General features: G+C 62.9%; 22 protein-coding genes and 2 pseudogenes. All 24 read left to right on the forward strand.

Annotation, left to right across the window (positions count from 1 at the left end; translation table 11 throughout):
• Positions 1-132 precede the first annotated feature (132 nt).
• Positions 133-1017, forward strand: a pseudogene (gene sucC / locus VJ604_RS08520) (ADP-forming succinate--CoA ligase subunit beta); the annotation flags it as partial.
• A pseudogene (gene sucD / locus VJ604_RS08525) lies at positions 1017-1891 on the forward strand (succinate--CoA ligase subunit alpha). The pseudogenes sucC and sucD, both read left to right, overlap by 1 nt.
• A 162-nt stretch (positions 1892-2053) precedes the next feature.
• Complete coding sequence (locus tag VJ604_RS08530; protein ID WP_324081576.1) at positions 2054-2362, forward strand: ribbon-helix-helix domain-containing protein; 309 nt, start codon at positions 2054-2056, stop codon at positions 2360-2362.
• A gap of 311 nt (positions 2363-2673) precedes the next feature.
• Positions 2674-3039: an NADH-quinone oxidoreductase subunit A gene (locus tag VJ604_RS08535; protein WP_324081578.1), complete on the forward strand. Its 366-nt coding sequence runs from the start codon at positions 2674-2676 to the stop codon at positions 3037-3039.
• Entirely contained in the window at positions 3030-3521 is a 492-nt protein-coding gene (nuoB, locus tag VJ604_RS08540; protein ID WP_324081580.1) for an NADH-quinone oxidoreductase subunit NuoB, read from the forward strand. Before VJ604_RS08535 ends, nuoB begins: the two co-directional genes overlap by 10 nt.
• Positions 3522-3610: 89 nt before the next feature.
• A complete protein-coding gene (locus tag VJ604_RS08545) occupies positions 3611-4075 on the forward strand; it encodes an NADH-quinone oxidoreductase subunit C (protein ID WP_324081582.1) in 465 nt (154 codons plus the stop codon).
• A 4-nt stretch (positions 4076-4079) separates the two neighbouring features.
• Positions 4080-5291, forward strand: coding sequence for an NADH dehydrogenase (quinone) subunit D (gene nuoD, locus VJ604_RS08550; RefSeq protein ID WP_324081584.1), 1212 nt, complete (start codon positions 4080-4082; stop codon positions 5289-5291).
• On the forward strand, positions 5288-5839 hold the full coding sequence (locus VJ604_RS08555) for an NADH-quinone oxidoreductase subunit NuoE family protein (protein WP_324081586.1): 552 nt from the start codon (positions 5288-5290) through the stop codon (positions 5837-5839). The genes nuoD and VJ604_RS08555 overlap by 4 nt, the downstream gene beginning before the upstream one ends.
• Positions 5836-7119 (forward strand): NADH-quinone oxidoreductase subunit NuoF, encoded by a 1284-nt coding sequence (gene nuoF, locus VJ604_RS08560; RefSeq protein ID WP_324081588.1) that lies wholly within the window; start codon positions 5836-5838, stop codon positions 7117-7119. The genes VJ604_RS08555 and nuoF overlap by 4 nt, the downstream gene beginning before the upstream one ends.
• 4 nt (positions 7120-7123) lie before the next feature.
• Positions 7124-8533, forward strand: a complete 1410-nt coding sequence (locus VJ604_RS08565) for an NADH-quinone oxidoreductase subunit G (RefSeq protein ID WP_324081591.1) — start codon at positions 7124-7126, stop codon at positions 8531-8533.
• On the forward strand, positions 8530-9672 hold the full coding sequence (locus VJ604_RS08570; RefSeq protein ID WP_324081592.1) for a complex I subunit 1/NuoH family protein: 1143 nt from the start codon (positions 8530-8532) through the stop codon (positions 9670-9672). The genes VJ604_RS08565 and VJ604_RS08570 overlap by 4 nt, the downstream gene beginning before the upstream one ends.
• Before the next feature lies 1 nt (position 9673).
• Positions 9674-10282: a 4Fe-4S binding protein gene (locus VJ604_RS08575; protein WP_324081593.1), complete on the forward strand. Its 609-nt coding sequence runs from the start codon at positions 9674-9676 to the stop codon at positions 10280-10282.
• On the forward strand, positions 10270-10773 hold the full coding sequence (locus VJ604_RS08580; RefSeq protein ID WP_324081594.1) for an NADH-quinone oxidoreductase subunit J family protein: 504 nt from the start codon (positions 10270-10272) through the stop codon (positions 10771-10773). The genes VJ604_RS08575 and VJ604_RS08580 overlap by 13 nt, the downstream gene beginning before the upstream one ends.
• Complete coding sequence (gene nuoK / locus VJ604_RS08585; protein WP_324081595.1) at positions 10766-11068, forward strand: NADH-quinone oxidoreductase subunit NuoK; 303 nt, start codon at positions 10766-10768, stop codon at positions 11066-11068. The genes VJ604_RS08580 and nuoK overlap by 8 nt, the downstream gene beginning before the upstream one ends.
• A 1-nt stretch (position 11069) precedes the next feature.
• The gene (gene nuoL, locus VJ604_RS08590; protein WP_324081596.1) at positions 11070-12986 is read left to right on the forward strand and encodes an NADH-quinone oxidoreductase subunit L; all 1917 of its coding nucleotides are present in this window, start codon (positions 11070-11072) and stop codon (positions 12984-12986) included.
• Positions 12979-14535 carry a complex I subunit 4 family protein gene (locus VJ604_RS08595; protein WP_324081597.1) on the forward strand — a complete coding sequence of 519 codons (1557 nt, stop codon included), beginning with the start codon at positions 12979-12981 and terminating at the stop codon, positions 14533-14535. The genes nuoL and VJ604_RS08595 overlap by 8 nt, the downstream gene beginning before the upstream one ends.
• Entirely contained in the window at positions 14525-16009 is a 1485-nt protein-coding gene (locus tag VJ604_RS08600) for an NADH-quinone oxidoreductase subunit N (protein ID WP_324081598.1), read from the forward strand. The genes VJ604_RS08595 and VJ604_RS08600 overlap by 11 nt, the downstream gene beginning before the upstream one ends.
• A 410-nt stretch (positions 16010-16419) precedes the next feature.
• Positions 16420-17763 carry an aldehyde dehydrogenase family protein gene (locus VJ604_RS08605; RefSeq protein WP_324081599.1) on the forward strand — a complete coding sequence of 448 codons (1344 nt, stop codon included), beginning with the start codon at positions 16420-16422 and terminating at the stop codon, positions 17761-17763.
• A gap of 173 nt (positions 17764-17936) precedes the next feature.
• On the forward strand, positions 17937-18467 hold the full coding sequence (locus VJ604_RS08610) for a hypothetical protein (RefSeq protein ID WP_324081600.1): 531 nt from the start codon (positions 17937-17939) through the stop codon (positions 18465-18467).
• A gap of 362 nt (positions 18468-18829) precedes the next feature.
• Positions 18830-20170 (forward strand): aldehyde dehydrogenase family protein, encoded by a 1341-nt coding sequence (locus VJ604_RS08615; RefSeq protein ID WP_324081601.1) that lies wholly within the window; start codon positions 18830-18832, stop codon positions 20168-20170.
• Between the two features lie 486 nt (positions 20171-20656).
• On the forward strand, positions 20657-21082 hold the full coding sequence (locus VJ604_RS08620) for a TOBE domain-containing protein (protein WP_324081602.1): 426 nt from the start codon (positions 20657-20659) through the stop codon (positions 21080-21082).
• A gap of 80 nt (positions 21083-21162) precedes the next feature.
• Positions 21163-21918, forward strand: coding sequence for a molybdate ABC transporter substrate-binding protein (gene modA, locus VJ604_RS08625; RefSeq protein ID WP_324081603.1), 756 nt, complete (start codon positions 21163-21165; stop codon positions 21916-21918).
• Between the two features lie 77 nt (positions 21919-21995).
• Entirely contained in the window at positions 21996-22679 is a 684-nt protein-coding gene (gene modB / locus VJ604_RS08630) for a molybdate ABC transporter permease subunit (RefSeq protein WP_324081604.1), read from the forward strand.
• A 1-nt stretch (position 22680) separates the two neighbouring features.
• A partial coding sequence (gene modC, locus VJ604_RS08635; protein ID WP_324081605.1) for a molybdenum ABC transporter ATP-binding protein occupies positions 22681-23514 on the forward strand: 834 nt, incomplete at its 3' end.

Here is a 23514-nt window from a genome sequence, read left to right on the forward strand (position 1 = left end):
TCTCTGCCCATGCTGTTGCGCAAAACCAGGTTCTAACGTTTGGCACCTGTATTGCTCCCTATGCCACTGTTTGTCGATTTCTAGTGGAAAAATCACCCAATGTGGAAAAAGGAAACGCCTCACTGGCGAGGCAATGACCGAAAGGTGACGGTGATGGCCTCCACCGAAGGGGGGATGGATATCGAGGAGGTCGCCGCCACCACTCCCGACAAGATCGTCACCGAGGTGGTCGAGCCGCTGGTGGGGCTGACCGCGTTCCAGTGCAGGAAGATCGCCTTCGCCCTCGGGCTGCAGGGTAAACTGGTCGGCAAGGCGGTGCACCTGCTGGAGGGGCTGTACAAGACCTTCCTCGCCTGCGACTGCTCTCTTCTGGAGGTCAACCCCCTGGTGGTGACCGCCGACGGGAACCTGCTCTGCCTGGACGCCAAGTTCGGCTTCGACGACAACGCGGTGTTCAGGCACCCGAGGATCGCCGACCTCAGGGACTATGACGAGGAGGACCCCAACGAGGTGGAGGCCTCCCAGCACGACCTCTCCTACATCTCGCTCACCGGCAACATCGGCTGTCTGGTGAACGGTGCCGGTCTCGCCATGGCCACCATGGACATCATCAAGCACTACGGCGGCGATCCGGCCAACTTCCTGGACGTGGGGGGCGGGGCGACCATCGAACGTGTCACTGAGGCCTTCAAGCTGATCCTCTCCGACAAGCACGTGAAGGGGATCCTGGTCAACATCTTCGGCGGCATCATGAAGTGCGACGTCATCGCCACCGGGGTGGTGGAGGCCGCCAAGCAGGTCTCGCTCGGCGTGCCGCTGGTTGTGCGTCTGGAGGGAACCAACGTGGCGAAGGGTAAGGAGATCCTGGCCGCCAGCGGCTTGGACATCGTCGCCGCCGACGGCATGGCCGACGCCGCGCAGAAGATCGTCAGGGCCGTGCAGGCGACAGGCAAGCCGGCTGCGGCTTGCAAGGCCGCCGCTCCCTCCAAACTTCAGGCTGTGCAAGGAGGCATGTGATGAGCATTTTGATCAACAAGGATACCAAGGTCATCACCCAGGGGATCACCGGCGCGACCGGCCTCTTCCATGCGCAGGGCGCCCGCGACTACGGCACCCAGATGGTTGGAGGCGTCACCCCCGGCAAAGGGGGGACCTCCATCGACGGCTTCCCCGTCTTCGATACGGTGCGGGAGGCCGTCGCTCAGACCGGCGCCACTGCCTCGGTCATCTACGTACCGCCCCCCTTTGCCGCCGACTCCATCATGGAGGCGGTCGATGCCGGCGTGGAACTGGTCTGCTGCATCACCGAGGGCATACCGGTCCTCGACATGGTGAAGGTCAAGCAGTACATGAAGGGTAAAAAGACCAGGCTGGTCGGCCCCAACTGCCCCGGGGTGATCACCCCCGGTCAGTGCAAGATCGGCATCATGCCCGGCTACATCCACAAGCCGGGCAAGATAGGTGTCGTTTCGCGTTCCGGTACCCTGACCTACGAAGCGGTCTGGCAACTGACCTCGCTGGGGCTCGGCCAGTCGACCTGCGTCGGCATCGGCGGCGATCCGGTCAACGGCACCAACCACCTGGACGTGCTGAGGCTTTTCGAGGCGGATCCCGAGACCGAGGCGGTCATCATGATCGGCGAGATCGGCGGCACATCCGAGGAAGAGGCTGCTCGCGCTTCGTGAAGGAGCACATGTCCAAGCCGGTTGCCGCCTACATCGCAGGCGTCACCGCACCCCCGGGCAAGAGGATGGGCCATGCCGGCGCCATCATCTCCGGCGGCAAGGGGACCGCGGCCGAGAAGGTCGCCGTCCTCAAGGAGTGCGGCATCTCGGTGGCGGAAAGCCCGGCGGATATGGCGAAGGCGCTTTTGAAGATCTACAAGGCGTAAATCCCCTCTCCCTGCGGGAGAGGACTAGGGTGAGGGAGGCTTGATCAGTGTGAAGGTTTCCATCGCAATTGAGGCTTCCCTCACCCCGACCCTCTCCCGGAGGGCGAGGGAGAGTACGAGTTAGCTGGAAATAAGCTGGAAAAAGACAAGGCGGAGACGGAGATGCGTAAGACGGACAACGGACAGAAGGTGAATATCGTGTCGTTCAGGATCGACGACCAGGAGATGAAGGTACTGAAAAAGCTGTGCAGGCAGGCGAGGCTGTCAGTGTCGGACCTGCTGAGGACGGCGATCCTCGAACTGAAGGAGCAAAAGGAACGCAAAAGGGACATCCTCGCGCTGGACCACCTCGTTCAGGAGGTCTGGCCGCGGCCGGAGTCGAGCTTCTACTGCTACGGAAGCTATGTGAGGGAGGATTTGGCCGATCTCGGGCTGGATAGAGGGGCTGTGGCGGCCGGAGATTGGGACTGATCCGGGACTCCAGCCGGTGTTCCAAAAGCTAACACCTGTGCTTTTTTGCACCGTGCGCTTGCCGATGGCGTTCCATCCTGGATCACCGGAAGAGTCCGACCATGCGGCCTCGGGGGGGGCTACCGGCTTGGCGCCTCTCCGGCCTGTTGGAAAGAGTCACGTAAGCTCGGGTAGATAGGGGAGAGCTGGAATTTGTTGTCGGTATCTCAAAACCTGGTTCTAGCATTGGCACCCCTATTGCTCATGGTGACTGTATACGGAACCCGCTACCTGCAGTGGAACTGAAGTGTGATGTCGGACAGAGGATGGGAATGAACCAGTACGTGAACCTTGTTATCTTCGCGGCGGCTGCGGTGGGGCTGGTTGGCCTGATCGTCCTTCTCAATGCGCTGCTCGGTCCTAAAAGCACGGCGACTCCGGTCAAGCTGGAGCCGTTCGAGTGCGGCTCGCTGCCGCTGCAGCAGCGCAACACACGTCCGATCTCGATCAAGTATTACCCGGTTGCCATCTTCTTCCTTCTGTTCGACCTGGAGACGGTGCTGCTCTTCATCTGGGCCGTTTCGGCCGGTCACCGCGACACGGCAACCGTTTCCCTTTTCTCCTTTCTCTTCTTCGCAGGGGTGCTGGCCCTGGCCTTTATCTACATCTGGCGCGATGGTGGACTTGAATGGAAATGATGGATTTCATGACGACCCGCAAGGACGAACTGGTGGGGTGGGTGCGGAAGTTCAGCCTCTTCCCCTATCCCTTCGTCACTGCCTGCTGCGGGATGGAGTTCATGTCGGTGAGCTCCACCATGTACGATACCGACCGCTTCGGGGCGGCGCTGCCGCGCTTCACCCCGCGCCAGTCGGACCTCTTGATGGTGGTCGGCACCGTCTCCCATAAAGAGGCGCCGGTCCTGAAAAGGGTCTACGAGCAGATGTGCGAGCCCAAGTGGGTGATGGCCTTCGGGGCCTGCGCCACCAGCGGGGGCTTCTACCGCAACTACTCGGTGGTGCAGGGGATCGACAAGATCATCCCGGTGGACATCTACGTGCCGGGCTGCCCGCCCCGCCCGGAGATGGTGATCGACGCCATCATGAAGCTGCAGGACAAGATCGCTGGGGAAAGGCACCCGATCCTGCCGTTCGAAAAACAGGTGGCGGCGAAAAGGTAAAAGGTATCCCATCCTCACCCTGGCCGTCCCCTTGAAGGGGAGGGGACCTGATGGTGGAGGGGCCGCTCAGGAAAAGGAATAGCTCTCACATGACTCACGAAAGTTTAGCTTTAGAACTAGGCTCCCTCTGCTCGCGCACCTGCGAGAGCTTCGGGATGCCGGTGCTGGAGACCTCCGGCGGTAACCTCTTCGCACTGGTGGGGAGACTCAGGAAGGAGCTCGGTTTCGACCTGCTGCTGGATGTCACCGCCATCGACTACCCGGAGAGACGGCCGCGCTTCGTGGCAGTCTATCACCTCTTCAACTCCGCTTGCTGCCAACGGGTCAGGATCAAGGTGGAGGTGCCGGACCATGACCCGTCCCTGACCACGCTGACCACCTTGTACGGCTCGGCCCGCTTTCTGGAGCGCGAGGTGCACGAGATGTACGGCATCCGCTTCACCGGCAACGACGACCTTCGTCCCATACTCCTCTACGAGGGGTTCGTCGGGCATCCGCTCCGGAAGGATTACCCCATCGACCGCGAACAACCGATCGTCGACTACCGCAGGTGAACTAGTGTCATATCAATCTCCGGTCAGAACTCATCTGGAAGAAAGCTGCGACCCCAGCAACGTGCTGGTCAACCTGGGTCCTTCCCACCCGGCCACCCACGGCACCATACAGATCATCGCCGAGCTCGATGGCGAGACGGTCAAGAAGGCTGACATCCACTGCGGCTATCTGCACCGTGGCTTCGAGAAGCAGGCCGAGCACCACACCTACCAGAAGATTGTCCCCTACACCGACCGCCTGAACTACTGCTCCAGCCTGAACAACAACTTCGCCTATGTCGCCTCGGTGGAGGCGCTCTTGGGGATCGAGATCACCCCGCGCTGCAAGTACCTGCGGACCCTTTTGTGCGAGTACAACCGTCTTGCCGACCACGTCACCTGCATCGCGGCCACGGTCATGGAGATGGGGGCGATGACGGCCTTCCTCTACCTGATGACCATCCGCGACCTGATCTTCGAGCATCTGAACCACCTGACCGGCGCCAGGCTCACCTATTCCTACGCGAGGATCGGGGGGCTGGCCCGCGATCTCCCACAGGGGTGGTTGAAGCGGCTGGAGGAGATCCTCCAGTTCTACGAGCGCTACATCCAGCGCATCCACGGCCTTCTGGACCGAAACCGCATCTTCATCGACCGCACCCGCGACGTCGGCGTGCTCACCCAGGAGAACGCCCTCAACTGGGGCTTCACCGGGCCCATCCTGCGCTCCACCGGTATCGCCCTCGACCTGCGCAAGGTGAACCCTTACCTTGCCTACCCTGAGCTTGATTTCGAGGTGCCGGTAGGGATCAAGGGTGACAACTACGACCGCTACTACGTGCGCATGCGGGAGATGGACGAGTCGGTCTCCATGATCCGCCAGTGCATGCAGCTTCTCCCGGACGGCCCGGTCAGCGTGCGCGACCCGCGGGTGATCCTGCCGGAGAAGCGCCAGGTCTACACGCGGACCGAGGCGACCATCAACCATTTCAAGCTGATCATCGAGGGGGTCCAGGTGCCGGCCGGCGAGGTCTATGTGGCCCACGAGGCACCCAACGGCGAACTCGGTTTCTACCTGGTGAGCGACGGCAGTGGTCGTCCCTACAAGCTGCACGTCCGTTCGCCGAGCTTCGCCCACATGGGAGGGATGCACGTGCTATTGGAGGGTTACCAGGTGGCCGACGTGGTGGCCACCTTCGGATCCATGAACATGATCGGCGGGGAGTGTGACAGATGAGTTGCCTGAAAGACAAGTTCGACCGGTATCTGAACGATGTTGCCCTGTCTGAAGGGGGACAGGCACCTGCGGAGCCAGTCCCCGCCGGGGTGGACCTGGAGGCGTTCGCCGCGCTGCGGAAGACGTATCCGGCGAACATGGCCTCCTCCCTGGTGCTGCCCCTTTTGCAGCTGATGCAACAAGCAAAGGGGCACCTGACGGAAAGCGATGCGGTCTTCGTGGCCGACTACCTGGGAGTGCCGGCCATGCAGGCGGTGGAGGCGTTGAGCTGGTACACCATGCTTTACCGCGAGCCGGTGGGAAGGCAGGTGGTCAAGGTCTGCCGCAACATCGCCTGTTCGCTCATGGGGGCCGAGCGGCTGATCGCCCACCTGGAAAAAAAGCTCGGCATCAAGGCGGGGGAGACCACCCCGGACGGCCGCTACACGCTCCTGTTGGTCGAGTGCCTCGCCTCCTGCGGCACCGCTCCGGCCATGCAGGTGAACGACACCTACCACGAGTGCCTCACCGAGGAGAAGATCGACCGCATCCTGGAGGAACTGCCATGAAAGCGGCCAACGTCTTCTTCAACTTCGAGGTCACCGATGACTCGCATACCTTGGACGCCTACCGGAGCCGGGGGGGCTATGATGCCCTGCACAAGGCGCTTTGCGCCATGCAACCGACCGACGTGCAAAACGAGGTGACCGCCTCCGGCCTGCGCGGCCGCGGCGGTGCCGGCTTTCCTACCGGCATGAAATGGTCCTTCGTGGACAAGATGAGCCCAGTCATCTACCTCTGCTGCAACGCCGACGAGGGGGAGCCCGGCACCTTCAAGGACCGCTGGATCTTCGAACACTCGCCGCACCAGCTGATCGAGGGGGTGCTGCTCGCATCCTACGCCCTGCAGGTGCGGCACGCCTTCATCTACATCCGCGGCGAGTTCGACCTCTCCTGGCGCCGTCTCAAGGACGCGCTCGCCGAGGCGCGGGGCGCCGGATTGATCGGGGAGCATATCCTCGGCAGCAAGTTCTCCTGCGACATCATCGCCCACCGCGGCGGCGGTGCCTACGTCTGCGGCGAGGAGTCGAGCCTGATCTCCTCGCTGGAAGGGTTCAAGGGATACCCCCGCAACAAGCCTCCCTTCCCGGCCGTGAAAGGACTCTACCAGTCCCCCACCGTGGTCAACAACGTGGAGACCCTGAGCACCGTTCCCTGGATCATCTCCCACGGCGCCACCGCCTACAAGGCGATGGGGACCGAGAAGAACAGCGGCACCAGGCTGTTCGGCATCTCCGGTCACGTGAGAAAGCCCGGCCTGTTCGAGAAGCCGGTCGGCTACTCCCTGAAGAAGTTCATCTTCGAGGACGCGGGGGGGATCGACGGGGGAAAGAAGCTCAAGGCCGTCATCCCCGGTGGCTCCTCGACACCGGTGCTCCTTCCCGAGGAGATCGAGGACCTCACCATGGATGCCGAGGCCGTGCAGGCGGCCGGTTCCATGCTGGGCTCCGGCGGGACCATCGTGATCGCCGAGGGGACCTGCATGGTGCGGCTTTTACACGTGCTGACCCGCTTCTATGCCCACGAGTCGTGCGGGCAGTGCACCCCCTGCCGGGAGGGGACCTCCTGGATGGACAAGATCGTCGCCCGCATCGCGGCGGGACGCGGCCAGGCAGGCGACCTGGAAAGCCTGGAGCGGATCATCAAGGGGATCTCCGGCAACACCGTCTGCGCGCTGGGGGACGCCGCCGCCATGCCGGTGGCCGGCTTCCTGCGCAAGTTCAGACACGAATTCGAATTCTTTATCGAGCACGGCTGCTCCATGTACGGCGGCCGCCTGGAGATCTGAGGCGATGATCAACCTCACCATCGACGACAAAGCCATCGAGGCCCACCCGGGAGAGACCGTGCTGCAGGCGGCCCTGAGGAGCGGGGTCGACATCCCGCACTTCTGCTACCACCCCTGCCTCTCACTGGCAGGCAACTGCCGGGTCTGCCTGGTCAAGGTGGACGGCCGCCCCAAGCTGATGCCCTCCTGCAACCTGACGGTCGCCCCCGACATGCGGATCGAGAGCGAGACAGAGGAGGTGCTGGCCGCCCGCCAGGCGGTGCTGCAGTTCATCACCCTCAACCACCCCGCCGACTGCGGTATCTGCGACAAGGCGGGCGAGTGCCGGGTGCAGGACTACCACGTGAAGTATGGGGAAGGGGAGGGGATCGCCTCCGAGCAAAAGGCCCGCAAGCCGAAGCTCAAGCCCCTGGGGGAGCGGCTCCTGCTGGACAACGAGCGCTGCATCCTCTGCAGCCGCTGCGTCCGCTTCACCCGCGAGGTCTCCAGAAGCAACATGCTGGGGATCGTCGAGAGGGGAAGCCATGCCCGGGTCACCGCCCTGGAGACCAGGGAGTTCCAGGACCCTTACTCCGACAACGTCATCGGCATCTGCCCCTCCGGTGCGCTTTCCTCGCGCGACTTCCTCTACAAGAGCCGCGTCTGGTACCTGGAACCGGTCCGCTCCGTCTGCAGCGGCTGCGCGCGCTGCTGCAGCATCCAGGCCTGGCGCAGGAAGAAGAACTGGCACGTGCGCTCGCTCTCCCCGGAGCTCAACCGCACCATCTACCGGATCTCCCCCCTGGAGAACCCTGAGATCAACGGCAGCTGGATCTGCAACAAGGGGTTCGATCTTCCCAAGATCATGGCTCGCGAGCGTGCCCTGGCCCCGCTGATCCGCGGTGTGGAGGCCACCGCGGAGCAGGCGCTGGAGAAAGCGCTGCAGCTTTTGAGGGGCGCCTCGCGTCCGGCGGTGGTGCTCTCCTCTCATGCCTCCAACGAGGAGCTGGACGCTTTCCGTGACACCCTCGCCCTGCAGGTGACCGTCTACACCCGCGACGATGTCGCCGTGCAGGCTGACGAGGTGTTGGAGGACGACTTCCTGATCCGGGCCGACAAGAACCCCAACAGCCACGGCGTCCACCAGCGCTTCGAGCGGCATCCCTTCGACCCGGCGGCCGGCCACGACGTGGTGGTGATCTGGGGCGAGGTCGACGACTACACCCCCTTCGCTGGCTGCCACCTCATCCAGTTGACTCCCTTCACCCCTACCGCGCAGGGCGTGGTCGACGTGCTGATCCCGATCGCCCCCCTCTTTGAGAGAAGCGGCAGCTTTACCAATTTCGAGGGGAAGACCAACCGCTTTAAGGCGGTGTTCGACAGGCCGCCGTTGGTGCAGGACGTGGCCGAGGTAGTACGGAGGCTTGCTTCATGATGCCGGATCTGATCGTAACTGTTCTCTACATCGCCTACGCCATCGGCTTCATGCTCGGGCTCGCCACTCTCTTCACCTGGGTCGAGCGCAAGCAGTCGGCCATCATGGCCGACCGTATCGGGGCCAACCGCTGCTATCTGCGGGTCCCCTTCACCGACCTCAAAGTGGTGGCCTGGGGTCTCTTTCACGGCATCGCCGACGGCGCCAAGATGCTCCTCAAGGAGAACTTCACCCCCACCACCTACGACCGCTTCTGCTACAACCTGGCCCCCTGGCTGGTGGCGGTGCCGGTGCTGCTGACCTTCGCCGTCATCCCCTTCGGAGGAAACCTGATGCCCGGCCACCTTTCCCCGGCGCTGCATCCCTTCTTCGGCGACGCGGCTTTCGGGATGCAGGTGGCCCACCTCGACGCCGGCATCCTGGTGATCCTGGCCATCTCCGGGGTCGGCATCATCGGCACCATGCTGGCCGGCTGGTCCTCCAACAACAAGTTCTCGCTCTTAGGCGCGGCCCGCGCCGCCTCCCAGATGATCTCCTACGAGGTCAGCATGGGGCTCGCCCTGATCAGCCTGGTGGTCACCTACGGCACCCTGGACCTGAACGAGATGGTGCTCAAGCAGCGCGAGCTCATCATGGGAGTGGTCCCGGCCTGGGGGATCTTCGTGCAGCCGCTCGCCTTCGTGCTCTTCCTGACCGCGGCCATCGCGGAGAACAAGCGGGTTCCTTTCGACCTCCCGGAATGCGAGTCGGAACTGGTGGCCGGCTACTTCACCGAGTACAGCGCCATGAAGATGGGACTCTTCATGCTGAGCGAGTTCATCGAGATCGTGGTGGTCTCGGCCCTGCTGGTGACCCTCTTCTTGGGCGGCTACAGCGTTCCCTGGCTGACCGAGACCGGCTTCGTCTTCCCCTTCGGGGGGGCGCTGGCACTGCCGCACCTGGCGGTTGTGGTGCTGCAGATGGCGGCCTTCCTGGTCAAGGTGACCCTGGCGGGATGCTTCCAGATCCAGATCCGCTGGTCGCTTCCCCGTTTCCGTTACGATCAGCTGATGCGTTTCGGCTGGCAGTTCCTGCTCCCCCTGGGGGGGCTCAACCTGGTCGGCACCGCCTTCGTGCGCTGGCTCACCCTGCGAGGTTGACATGAAGAAAGAGTACTGGAACGAACCGACCATGGGTCTTTGGGAGCGCCTCTACATCTTCGAGGTGGTCCGTGGCCTCATCATCACCGGCTCCGTCTTCTTCGAGAACATGTGGAAGTGGGTCACCTTCCGCAAGGGGGCGCTCACCGCCTACTACCCGGAGGAGGTGAGGGAGGACTACTCCCCCAACAACCGCGGCCGGCACGTGCTGACCCAGCGCAAAAACGGCGAGGTGCAGTGCGTCTCCTGCCACATGTGCGCGACCGCCTGCCCCTGCTACTGCATCGAGATCCAGTCGGCGGCCGACCTCGACGACCCTTATCATCCCAAGGCGCCGGAGCGCTTCGAGATCGACTACTCCCGCTGCGTCTTTTGCGGCTTCTGCGTGGAGGCCTGCCCGGAAGACGCCATACGGATGGTGAAGGAGGTCCCAGACTTCCCCGGCTTCGACCGCCACGCCATGTGGGCCAGCATGGATCTCCTGAAAGAGTGGCGTCCGACCGCCGACCCCGCCAAGGTCTACCCTGCACCGCCGCGTCCTGAGCCGGTCGCCGCGCCGGCGGATACGCCGGTGCTACCCGTCAGGGAGGCGCAGCCATGGGCGGCCTGATGCTGGTCTTCTTCTCGGTGCTGGCGGTGCTCTTCGCGGCTCTGGTGATCGCCCTCAGGCAGCCGATGCGCTGCGCGCTGGCCCTGGTCTCGCACATGGTCTGCCTCTCCGCCATCTACGCCTGCCTCGGCGTGCACGTCGTGGCCGTCTTCCAGGTGCTCATCTACGTGGGGGCGGTGATGGTGTTCATGGTGTACACGATCATGCTGCTGGACGACCGGGACGATTCCTTCCGTTACCGTTTCTCCGGAAGCTCGCTCCCCGCGCTGGCTGTCATACCGCTGCTGGTGGGGGGCGTCTGGCTGGTGGTCGACCGCTCCTCCGGCTGGTCCCTGTCGGTTGCTGCCGCTGACCGCCAGCTGTTCACCTTCGTCTCCTTCGCCGGCGAGTTCATGAGGCGCTACTGGTTCCATTTCGAACTGGCCACCGTGTTGCTGCTGGTTGGCCTGCTCGCGGCCTGGACGGCGGTGAAGGAGGGAAACCATGGCTAGCTCTCACATGCTTTTACCTCTCGCCGGGCTGTTGTTCGCCATGGGGCTTTTCGGGGTGGCGGTCCGCCGCAACCTGCTGGTGGTCCTGATGTGCATGGAAATCATGGTCAACGCGGTGGTGCTTAGCTTCGTCAGTGCCGCAGCCCGCACCCAGACCCTGTCCGGGGCCGCGATGACCTTCTTTGTCTACGTGGCCGCCTCCTGCGAAATCGCCCTGGCCATGGCCATCGTGGTGTTGCTGGTCAGGCGGCGCGGGTCCCTCGATCTGGCTTCCCACCGCAATCTGAAGGGCTGAAATGATGATGAACTCTCTGCTTTTGATCGCTCTGCTCCCCCTGGCCGGGTTCCTGGTGAACGGCACCCTCGGCAGGCGCCTCCCCAGAAGGATGGTTGCGCTGATCGCCTGCCTCTTGCCTGCCGCCTCCTTCGCGCTGACCGTACTCCACTTCCGCGGACTGCTGGCAGGCGGCCCCCCGGTGGTGGAGAACCTCGGCTCCTGGGTCTCCATCGGTTCCTTCCAGGTCGAACTCGCCCTCTACTTCGACCGGCTCACCTCCGTCATGTGCCTGGTGGTGACCGGGGTGGGAACGCTGATCCATCTCTACTCGACAGGGTACATGGCCGATGACGACGGCTTCCACCGCTACTTCGCCTACCTGAACCTCTTCCTGTTCTTCATGCTGCTGCTGATCCTCGGCAAGAACCTGGTCGTGCTCTTCGCCGGCTGGGAAGGGGTGGGGATCGCCTCCTACCTGCTGATCGGCTTCTGGTTCCAGGATGAGGCGAAGACCGCCGCCAGCCTGAAGGCTTTCGTGGTGAACAGGGTAGGGGACACCGGCTTCCTGCTGGCTGCCTTCCTGATCTGGTTCTACGCGGGTACGCTCGACTTCGCCGGGATCAACAGCTTCTTCGGCGCAGCCAAGGTGCCGGTGCCGGTCGTGAACCTCATCGGCCTGCTGCTATTGGTGGGCGCCAGCGGCAAGTCGGCCCAGCTTCCCCTGCACGTCTGGCTTCCCGACGCCATGGCCGGTCCGACCCCCGTCTCCGCGCTGATCCACGCCGCCACCATGGTCACCGCCGGGGTGTACCTGTTGGCCAGGCTGAACGGTCTCTTCCTGCACGCCCCCTCGGCCATGACCGTGGTGACCTGGGCCGGCGCGCTCACCGCCCTGATCGGCGCCACCATGGGGGTGACCCAGTACAACCTCAAGAAGGTGCTCGCCTACTCCACCATGTCGCAGCTCGGCTTCATGTTCATGGCCTGCGGGTTGGGCGCCTTCCCGGTCGCCATCTTCCACCTCTACACCCATGCCTTCTTCAAGGCCTGCCTCTTCCTCTGCGCCGGTGCGGTGATCCACGCCCTGCACGGGGAGGAGGACATGCGCCGGATGGGGAGGCTCGCCAAGCGGATTCCCTTTACCTTCGGCTGCTTCCTCACGGCAAGCCTCGCGCTCTCCGGCATCCCTCCCTTCGCCGGGTTCTTCTCCAAGGACGAGATCCTCTGGAGGGCATGGTCGGCGCCGGGTGGCTCCCCGGTCCTCTGGGTGATGGCCTGCGCCACCTCTGCCCTGACCGCCTTCTACATGTTCCGGGCCATCTCGCTCACCTTCTTCGGCGTCGACAACGTCCCCAACAAGATCAAGGAGAGGATCCACCATCCGAGCCGTTCCATGACCGTGGTGCTCGCCCTCTTGGCGGTCTGCTCATTGTTCGGCGGCCTGATCGGCATGCCCGGTGTCATCACCGAAATGGTGGGAGTAGGCTCACCCTTCTACGAGTACCTCGCACCGGTGCTGACCTCCCTTCCCAAGGCGGCTCCCGTTGCCGATTTCAGCCTGGAATTCGCGCTGATGACGGTGACGATCTGCATGGCCGGCTGTGGGATCCTGCTCGCCTGGATCCTGTACGGAGGCACCGATCGTTTCGAGAGAGGCAGGCGGGGAGCGCTCCATCAGGCGGTTTCCCGCGGCTACTACTTCGACCTGGCCTACGAGAAGGCGGTCGTGCGCCCGCTCGACTTCCTCTCGGAATCGGTGCTGGCCCGCAAGGTGGAGCCGGTCATCAGTGGCGCCTCCCTGTCGGCAACCAGCGAGGGGGTGCAGCTCGGCTCCCTCGTGCTGTCCCGTCTGCAAAACGGCAACCTGCAGGCCTACCTCCTCTACGCCGTGGCCGGGTTGGTGGTGATTCTCTGGGTGGGGGTGTTCCATGTCTGACGGTTTGCTCATGCTGATCCTGCTCGCCTCTCCGCTGCTGGGGCTCGCACTGTTGCCGGTACTGCCCGAGGAGTCGCCGCTTGGCTGGCGGCTGACGGCCATGGCGGCGATGCACGGCTCGCTGGTGGCAGGCTGTCTCCTGTTCGCCTCCTGCCACGGCAGCTCAGCGGCAGGGAGTATCGATATTCCCTGGATAGATTCGCTCGGGCTCAACCTGCACCTGGCGGTGGACGGACTGAACGCCTACTTCCTGCTCCTGACTGTGGTGATCTTCCCGGTCGTGCTCGCCTGCGCCTGGTCGACGCGGCAGGCCGGCGACCGCCTCTTCCTCGCCCTCTTGCTGGCCCTGGAGATCTCCCTGCTGGGGACCTTCCTCTCCCAGAACCTGATGCTCTTCTTCATCTTTTGGGAGGCGGTGCTGATCCCGGGCAGCCTGATGATCCTGGTGTTCGGTGGCGAGCAGGGGAGAAAGGCTGCCACCACCTTCTTCCTCTACACACTGGCGGGAAGTGTGCTGCTGCTGGCCGCCATCATCCTTTTGGGGGTGGAGAGCGTGCAGCAGACCGGGACCTGGAGCTTCGAACTATCCACCCTGACCAGCTTAAGCCTCTCCTGGAACAGCCAGCTCTTCGTGTTCGCCGCCCTTGCGCTCGCCTGCGCGATAAAATGTCCGATCTTCCCCTTCCACAGTTGGCTGCCGCTGGTCTACTGCGAGGCCCCCTTTTCCGGCACCGCGCTGATGGCCGGCGTCCTCTCCAAGATGGGGGTGTTCGGGCTGCTCAAGCTGGCGTTGCCGCTTTGCCCTGACGTTGCCCGGGCCGCCGCCCCCTACGCCGTCTCCCTCGCCGTGGTGAGCATCCTCTACGGCGCCGTGCTGGCCCTGCGGCAGCAGGAGTTCAAGAGGCTCATCGCCTGGTCCTCGCTTTCCCACATGGGGTACATCGTGCTGGGGATCTTCTCCCTCCAGCAGAGCTCGCTGCACGGCTCGCTCTTCCAGGTGTTGAGCCACGGCTTGGCGGTGGCGGGGCTCTTCCTGGTGCTGAGCCTGTTGGAGCAGAGGGTGGGGGGAGGGTACCGGGAGATCACCGCCCTCTCCACCCTGGCTCCGCGGCTGGCAGTGGTGGCCATGCTCTTCATCGTGACCAGCATCGCGCTGCCGCTCACCAGCGGCTTCACCTCCGAATTCCTGATCCTTTTCGGAGCATTCCAGAAGGGGATGGCAGCCTGGCAGGCCGGCTCTTCCTCGCTGTTCCTGTTGTCTGCGCTGGTCGCCTGCTCGGGGATGGTGCTGGGGGCGGGCTACATGCTCCGTTTCGGCAGGAAGCTTCTCTTCGGCTCGACCGCCTCCTCGCCGCTTCCCGACCTGAACCTCTTGGAGATGATCTCCTTCCTGCCGCTGCTGCTGCTGATCCTCTGGATCGGCATCTCCCCCGGCTGGCTGCTGGAGAAGACCAAGCCGGCGGTTTCCTCGCTGACCGCTGGCGCCAACCAGGAGCCTCCCCGGCTGCTGCTCTCCGCTCACCTACAAGGAGCCTTCGATGGGCATTGACCTGATCTACGGGCTGTTGCCCGAACACATCCTGCTGACGCTGATCCTTGCTCTCATGGTGCTGGAGTCCTTGCGGGTCGACCGGCAATGGGCCGGGCCGCTCTTCACCTTTTCACTGGTCGCGGGCTGCCTCGTGCTGTGTCAGCAGATCGGCGAAGGTTATGCCTTTGGTCTGGCGCAAGAGGAGATCGCCGTCGACCGGCCGGCCCTGCTCGCGCGGCTGGCGGTGCTTGGCTGCGGGCTGATCCTCGGCCTTTGCTTCCATGAAAGGTTCGCTTCCTACAAGTCACGCCTGCTGCTCTCCTGCTCATTGCTGGGAGGGCTGCTCATGATGGGGAGCACCAGTTTCATCACGCTCTTCATCGGGATCGAGATGCTCTCCCTGCCGGCTTTCGCCCTGATGCTGCACGGCGGGGGTGAGCCGGCGGCGAGCGAAGGGGCGTTCAAGTACCTGGTGCTCTCCTCGGTGGCCACCGCCTGCCTGCTGTTCGGCGCCTCGCTCAGCTACCACGCCACCGGCTCGCTCGCCCTCAGCTCTCTTAGTGTCACCTTGGGGCAGGGGGCCCCCCTGATGTACGCTGCCGCGGCGCTGGTGGCGGCCGGCCTGTTCATGAAGGCCGCGGTGTTTCCCTTCCATGGCTGGGCGCCCGACGCTTACGGCAGCGCCCAACTGCCGGTGACCGCCTTTCTCGCCTCGGTGATCAAGGCCGCCGTCATCCTGGTCCTGGCGAGAGTTTTCTCGCGCGCCGGCTCCGATCCGCTCTTCGGCCAGGTGATCGCCGTCCTGGGCGTGCTCTCGGTCTGCTACGGCAACCTGACCGCCATCCGCCAGAGCTCCTTCCGGAAGCTGCTCGCCTATTCGTCGATAGCCCACGCCGGCTACATGGTGTTCGCGCTGGCGGATAACGGCGGGGCCGCCCTGGAAACCCTCCTCTATTACGCCTCCCTCTATGCGGTCACCACCGTGCTTGCCTGCGCATGTTTTGCCAGCCTGGCCGGGAGCGGTCCGGACGAGATCGCCTCGGTGGAGGGATCCTTCCACGCGCGCCCCGTGCCGGCCGTCATCCTCTCGCTGGCGCTCCTCTCATTGGCCGGCATTCCTCCGCTTCCCGGTTTCTTTGCCAAGCTGTTCGTCTTCAGGTCCCTGATCGCTTCCGGGTACCTGGTCCCGGCGGTGGCGGCCCTCTTCGGGAGCTACCTGGGGGTCTTCTATTACTTGCGGATGGTGTTCCTGCTCTTCAAGCCGGTCAGCTCGCCATCCCCGGCCCTGGCGGGTGGCAGCACCTGCTGGACTCGTTGCGGGATGCTGGTGGCGGCTGGCGTACTTATCTACTTTGTGGTCTCCCCGCATGGCCTGTCGCTTGCCCCGGCCCGGACTGCTCAGACGAGTGCGGCCAAGACGGTTGCTTGCGTCGAGAACGGTGGCCATCTGGGCAGCAATCGAGATAATTATCAGCCAGCGTCGATCCCTTGACTTCTCTGGCTAGCGGGGCGGTAGCGGCGATTGGACTATGGCTCCCCCTCCCTGTTCCTCCCCCTTCGGGAGAGGGAACTTAAGGCCCTCATCGGATTGGATCCCGGTGGGGGCCTTTTTGTTGACGGATCTGTTGTTGAGGCTGTTTTCTTTTGCGACAGCTTCGGCGGCGACACCTGTGCCACAATGCACCACTTTCACCTGTCGCAGCAGTGACGGCAGATGGTGGCAGAAACAGCCGAACTTCGGCGGGCAGGTCAAAATGAATGGGGAAACAGCGGCTTGCAGCTGTGAGATCGTGCCGTGGACGGTATTGTAAAACCGGGTTATACGGTTTGGCATGTCACCTGCTATCAAGGATGGTCAAAACGGGCGCTGCCTGAAACCACCACGCTAAAGGGGACAATCTAATGTCAAATGCAACAACTCAGATCGATCAGATGGCCAAAAAAGCACTCAAGGCACTGGAAACTTTCAAAGGTTTCACCCAGGAGCAGGTGGATGCCATTACCCTCGCCATGACTCAGGCTGGCGTCGCCAATGAGCGCAAGCTCGCCGAGATGGCCGTGGAAGAGACCGGCATCGGCAACGTGGAAGACAAGGTCATCAAGAACCACTTCGGCACCCAGGTGGTGTACGACTACATGAAGGACGGCAAGTCCGTGGGCGTCATCGGTGAAGAGGACGGCGTCATCTCGATCGCCGAGCCGTTCGGCATTATTGCCGCGGTCACCCCGACCACCAACCCGACTTCCACCACCATGTTCAAGTGCCTGATCTCCCTGAAAGGGCGTAACGTGATCATCCTCGCCTTCCACCCGCGGGCCCAGAAGTGCTCGGAAGCAGCCGCCAAGCTGATGCTGGACGCCGCTGTCAAAGCAGGCGCCCCGGCCGATTGCATCCAGTGGGTCACCGAGCCCTCCATCGAGGCCACCGACGCCCTGATGAAGCACCCTGACGTTTCGCTGGTGGTCGCAACCGGTGGCGGCGCCATGGTCAAGGCCGCCTACAGCTCCGGTCACCCCGCTCTCGGCGTCGGACCCGGCGGCGTGCCGGTCTTCGTTGAGAAGAGCGCCAAGCTCGAGATGGTCGTGCCCGACGTCATCGCTTCCAAGACCTTCGACAACGGCACCATCTGCTCCTCCGACCAGTCCATCGTCTTCGACGACAAGGCCGTCTGCGAGAAGGCGCTGAAGATGTTCGAAGAGCAGGGTGCGTACCTCTGCAGCGAGGAGGAGAAGGCCAAGCTGGAAGCCATCATGTTCGACAAGGAGAAGCACGTCCCCTCCATGGCCATCGTCGGCAAGAGGCCGCAGGTCATCGCCCAGCTGGCAGGCTTCTCCATCCCGGAAGACCGCAAGATGCTGCTGGTGCCCCTCTCCACCACCCACGGCGAAGGCGACTGGATGAGCCGGGAGAAGCTCTCCCCGGTGCTCGGCTGGTACGTGGCCGAGAACAAGGAAGCCGCCATCGCCGCCTGCGTCGAGCAGCTCGAGTTCGGCGGCGCTGGTCACTCCGCCGTCGTCTTCACCGAGAACGAGGACGTCGCCATCGAGTACGCCCTGAACGTGCACGCAAACCGCGTGGTCTGGAACCAGCCCTCGGTGCACGGCACCATCGGCGCCCTCTACAACACCCTGGTCCCCTCGCTGACCCTGGGCTGCGGCGCACGGGGCGGCAACATCACCACCGAGAACGTCGGCTACAAGAACCTGCTCAACATCAAGCGCGTCGCCCGCAGAAGCGCCGAGTAATCGGGCAGCCTCGGCTGGTACAGATCGATTGATCCTTGGATGGGCGCGGTTCTCCGCGCCCATCCTGTTTTCATCTGTTGGGAAGGCAGGATCCTTTTTCAACATTGCTTATTTATAATGCCGGGAGTATATATCCCTTAGAGCGTGCCGGTCCGGATGCTCAAGGGGGCCCCATGTCAGTACTTGTCGAAGCGCATTCCGTTATCGTCCGCTGCGAAGCCGTTTACCAAAGACACACCGGGGGATGGGAACTGTTCGAGGCAGAGGTGCCCAACCGGACCTTCTGCTCGGACGGCGAGATTGCCAGGGTCGGTTTCATGGCGCCTGCCGACGCGGAGATGTATCTGGCGCACCTGGTGAGCCGCGGGCTCCGCTATTGCCAGGACGGCAAGGCGCTGGACCTGGTGGTCGCCTTCCAGTTGAGCGGCTTAAATGTTCCCTGTGACTGGCTTGATTTCCATCGGCTTTCTTCCGCCAGCTTTTGCGGATCGGTGGCCTGTTGCAGGTTGCGCGACAGCGCCGGTACCGCTTTGGCAACGCCTGTCCGCTGGAAGTACGAAGGGTCCCTCAGCCAGACCTTTGGCATCTTTCCGGACCCTAATAACAACCCGGGCGTCAAGTTTCTCCGCCATGAGAACGGCATGGAGGTTTACTACGACACGCTCGCCGGAAAAGAGGTGTTCGTCGGCAGAACCGGGCATTGATCTTCGGGTCCGGGAAAGATAACCCCATCCTCTCCCTGTCCCTCCCCTTGAAGGGGAGGGAACGCTGACGCCAACTCGCCCAGCAGTGAAACCGCGCCGTATGTGCCACTTGGCTACAACGACGGCGCGACACCTGTGCCACTTTGCAACACCCTCCCTTTTACAGCTTGCGCGTCTCTTCGCTTACCCGCCCCGCGTTTTGTACCTCTCGATAATTATTCCCCTGCGATATCCTGCACTTACACTTTCGTGTCCTTGTCGGTAGATTTTATAACCCAGTTTTACAACCTGGCACGTGGACTGCTTATGTTCCGGGAAACCCACGGGGCTCCCCTCGTCAGCGCACGCACAAGGAGGCAGTGATGTCTAAGGTATCCGAGCAGGTTAACCAGATGATAGCGAAAGCGGAGAAGGCGGCGGAGGCCTTCAGGAGCTACAGCCAGCTCGACGTTGATCGCATCGTCGCCTCCATGGCCCGCGCCGGCGTCTCCAAGGAGCGCAGGCTGGCGGAACTCGCGGTAGAGGAAACCGGCATCGGCAACGTGCCCGACAAGATCATCAAGAACCATTTCGGCGCCCACGTGGTGTATGAATACATGAGGGGGAAGCCCTCGGTGGGGGTCATCGAGGAAGAAGACGGCATCATCAGCATTGCCGAGCCGTACGGCATCATCGCCGCCGTGACCCCGGTGACCAACCCGGCGGCAACCACCTTGTTCAAGTCCCTCATCGCCTTGAAGGGGCGCAACGTCATCTGCTTCGCCTTTCATCCCAAGGCCCAGAAATGCAGCGAGGAGGCCGCCCGGATCATGTACCAGGCCGCGGTGGCTGCAGGTGCGCCGCTCGATTGCATCCAGTGGATCAGCGAGCCTTCCATCGAGGCGACCGAGGCGCTCATGAAGCATCCCGACGTCGCCATGGTCATCGCCACCGGTGGTGGCGCCATGGTGAAGGCCGCCTACAGCTCCGGCCACCCCGCCCTCGGCGTCGGTCCCGGCAACGTGCCGGTCTTCATCGAGAAAACTGCCAAGCTGGAGATGGCCATTCCGGACGTGATCGCATCCAAGACCTTCGATAACGGCACCATCTGTTCGTCGGACCAGTCGGTGATCTTCGACGATGCCGAGGTGGCCGAGAGGGCTTTGCAGCTCTTCAAGGAGAACGGCGCCTACCTCTGCAGCGAGGAGGAGAAGGCCAGTCTCGAGGCGGTCATGTTCGATAAGGAGCGCGGGGTGCCTGCCATGGCGATCGTCGGCAAGACGCCGCAGTACATCGCTCAGCTGGCCGGCTTCACCGTTCCCGCCGAGGTCAAGATGTTGATGGTTCCCCTCACCACCACCGGACCGCAGGACTGGATGAGCCACGAGAAGCTCTCGCCGGTGCTCGGCTGGTATATAGTGGACAGCAGGGAGAAGGCGATCTCCGCGGCGGTCTGCCAGCTCGAGTTTGGCGGGGCCGGTCACTCGGCGGTGGTCTTCACCGAGAACGAGGAGGTGGCCAAGGAGTTCGCCCTCAGCGTCCCCGCCAACCGGGTGGTCTGGAACCAGCCTTCCGTGCACGGCACCATCGGCGCCCTCTACAACGACCTGGTCCCCTCGCTCACGCTGGGCTGCGGAGCGATGGGAGGCAACATCACCACCGAGAACGTCGGCTTCAAGAACCTGCTGAACATCAAGAGGGTGGCGAGGAGAAAAGTGGCGTAAGGCAACCCTCCCTTGAACGGAGGGGGCTTGACTCCATCGGCAAACAGCGGGGTTTCGTCCAAAAGGCTCAGGGCAAACGGGTTATCACTCGTTCGGCCCTGGGCCTTTTGTTTTCACCTTTCCCGGCTCCCCTCGGCGACCTGCTTCATGGGGGGAGTTCCTCGATGTGCAATTGCCTTTTTTTGTAGCAACCGTTGTATTGCATGCTTTATAACGGGTGGTGGGGGTGGGGGGGAAGCAATTGCAGTCCGCATGGTTACAGATGCGGACGTGTGGCGAAGTGCTTGGCATGCCTTATGAAGATGTGGATATAGCTGCTGCCATTTTCGCCGTGGCCGGATCAGTATTGGCCGCGGATAGCCCCCTGCCGTGGCTGACGGTACCTCATTCTCCAGGAGGAGCACCGGAAGTATCTGGTAAACTTGGAGCGAAGACTGGGGGATCCCGATTCCGACGGTCTGCAAAAATTTCTTGAGGAGGATGTCTATGAAGGTCAGCGCAAGAAACGTATTCACCGGGACGGTCGCCAAGATCACCAAAGGGGCAGTAAACGCCGAGGTCACCCTCACCCTGAAGGGAGGCTCCCCCTTGACCGCGACGGTAACTAACGGAGCCATCGAGAATCTCGCTCTCAAGGAGGGTATGGAAGCCTGCGCCATCATCAAGGCCAGTTCCATCATCATCGGCACCGACCTCCACGACGCCAAGGTGAGTGCCCGCAACGTCTTTTGCGGCACCATCGCCTCCATCATCGAGGGGCCGGTCAGTGCCGAGGTGGACGTGGAGATCGGCGGCGGCAACGTGGTCAGCGCGGTGATCACCCTGGGGAGCGTCAAGCACCTGGGACTGAAGGGTGGCGGCCATGCCTGCGCCCTGTTCAAGGCGTCCAGCGTTATCCTGGGAGTAAACTAGCGGTGTCGCGGGAGCAGCACCGCCGCTGCTCCCTTCCTAACCTCTTTACCGATGTCCCATCCAGGAGAAGTTGAAAATTTATGATCATCAAAAAGCTTCTTGTCACGCTGCTCTGCATATGCTGCCTAAGCCCGTTGGCAGCCTCGCCTGTCTCGGCGGCCGAGATCCGGCTTTCGGTGGCGGCCAGTCTCAAGGAGGTCATCAGCGAGCTCGCCGATGGCTTTGCCCGGACCACCCCGGGGGCCAAGTTCGTCAAGAACTTTGGCGCTTCCGGCGTGCTCGCCAAACAGATAGAGAACGGCGCACCTGCTGACATCTTCATCTCGGCGAACCACGAGTGGGTCTCCTACCTGAGGGACCGCCGCCTCCTCGACCAAGCCAGTATCGCCGTCTTCGCTTACAACACCCTGGTCTTCGCAGGCAACCCCTCGAAAAAGGTCTCCGGTATGGCCGACCTGGGAAGGCTCGACAAGATCGCCATCGGCAGCCCGAAGAGCGTGCCGGCGGGCGAGTACGCCATGCAGGCCATCAAGGCTGCGGGAATTGAAAAGCAGCTCGAGAAGAAGCTGGTCATGGCCAGGGATGTCCGGGATTGCCTGATGTACGCGGAGCGCGGAGAGGTTGACGGCGCCTTCGTCTACCGCACCGACGCCTTGCAGGCCAAATCGGCCAAGATCGTCTTTACCGTGCCCCAGAAGCTCTATCCGGAGGTGGTCTATCCGATGGCACTCACCGTCACGGGGGCCAAGAGCAGGGAGGCCATCGCCTTCTTCAGCTACCTTCGCAGCCCCGAGGCGAAGGCCGTGCTCAAGAGGTACGGTTTCGCCCTTCAGTAATAAACAGTGGTAATCACAAGTAGTTTGTAGTATGTGAGGAGAGGCCGGTCGCCTCTCTTTCCGTTCAAGGACCAAGGATGCTTTCTCTTTCCCCTTCCGACTACGATGCCATACGGCTCTCGCTGAAAGTTGCCCTGACCGCTACCGTGGTCTCGCTTCCCTTCGGCATAGCCGCCGCCTATCTCCTTTCCTTTCGGGAGTTCCGGGCGAAGGCTCTCTACGAGGTCCTCTTCACCCTCCCGCTCACCCTGCCGCCGGTGGTGATCGGCTACCTGCTGTTGCTGCTGCTGGGCAAGAAGGGGTGGCTTGGCCAACTGCTGGATTCTGCCGGCATCCACCTGATCTTCACCTGGAAAGCAGCCGTGATCGCTTCCGCGGTGGTTGGTTTTCCCCTACTGGTGCGCTCTATCCGCATTGGGATGGAGTCGATCGACCAGCAGCTGATCAAGGCCTCCCGGTCACTGGGGGCCTCCGGGCTCGACACCCTCTGCACGGTGATTCTGCCGCTTTCCGCGCGCAGCATCCTGGCCGGTTCCTCCCTGATGTTCGCCCGCAGCCTGGGGGAGTTCGGTGCCACCATCATCGTGGCCGGCAACATCCCCGGCGTGACCCAGACCATTCCCCTGGCCATCTACGACTACGTGAGCTCTCCCGGCGGCGAGCCGCTGGCCATCTCGCTCTGTGTCATCTCGATACTCATCTCGGTGGTGGTCCTCTTCTTCCACGAGGGGCTGAGCGGCAAGCTGGCGGGGAGGGGGTGACATGGAACTTCGTATGAAGGTGGAAAAGCGGCTGGGTTCCTTCTCCCTGAAAGCCGATCTGGCCATTTCAGGCGACAGGGTGGGCATCTTCGGCACCTCGGGGAGCGGGAAATCGACCCTGGTCTCCCTGCTGGCGGGGCTGCTACATCCGGACCGGGGAGAGATCTGCCTCGATGGCGAGTGTCTGTACGACAGCAGCAAGAGGATCCATGTCCCGCCCCAGCGGCGCCGGATCGCCGTGGTGTTCCAGCAGCCCTGCCTGTTTCCGCACCTGAGCGTGAAGAATAACCTGCTGTACGGTTACCGGCGCTGCAAACCCGAACACCGAAAGATCGATTACCATCTGCTGACCGAGGTGCTCGGCCTGCGCGACCTGCTGAGCCGCACTGTCAACAACCTCTCGGGGGGCGAGAAACAGCGGGTTGCCCTGGGGCGCGCGGTGCTCGCCAATCCCCGGCTCTTGCTGATGGACGAGCCGCTCTCCGCTCTCGACGACCGTCTCCGCTTCCAGATCATCCCGTACCTGAAAAGTGTCAGCGAACAGTTCGGTATCCCCTACCTGTTCATCTCCCACTCCCTGGTCGAGATGCGCATGATGGCAGCACAGGTGCTGGTGGTGGCCGGGGGGGAGGTGGTCGAGCAGACCAGTGCCGAGGAGCTGGCGCGCTCGCGCATGGGGATCAGCCCGGTGGGCTATATCAACCTGCTCAAACTGGCCACCCCCCGCCGGGTCGGGCATCTCTATGCCTACTCCTGGGGTGAAGGGGAGTTCATCCTTTCGGCGGGGAACGATCAGCCCGAGGCGCTCTTTGAACTCTCCTCCAAGGACATCATC

Source organism: Geomonas sp. (assembly GCF_035254065.1).
GTDB lineage: Bacteria > Desulfobacterota > Desulfuromonadia > Geobacterales > Geobacteraceae > Geomonas.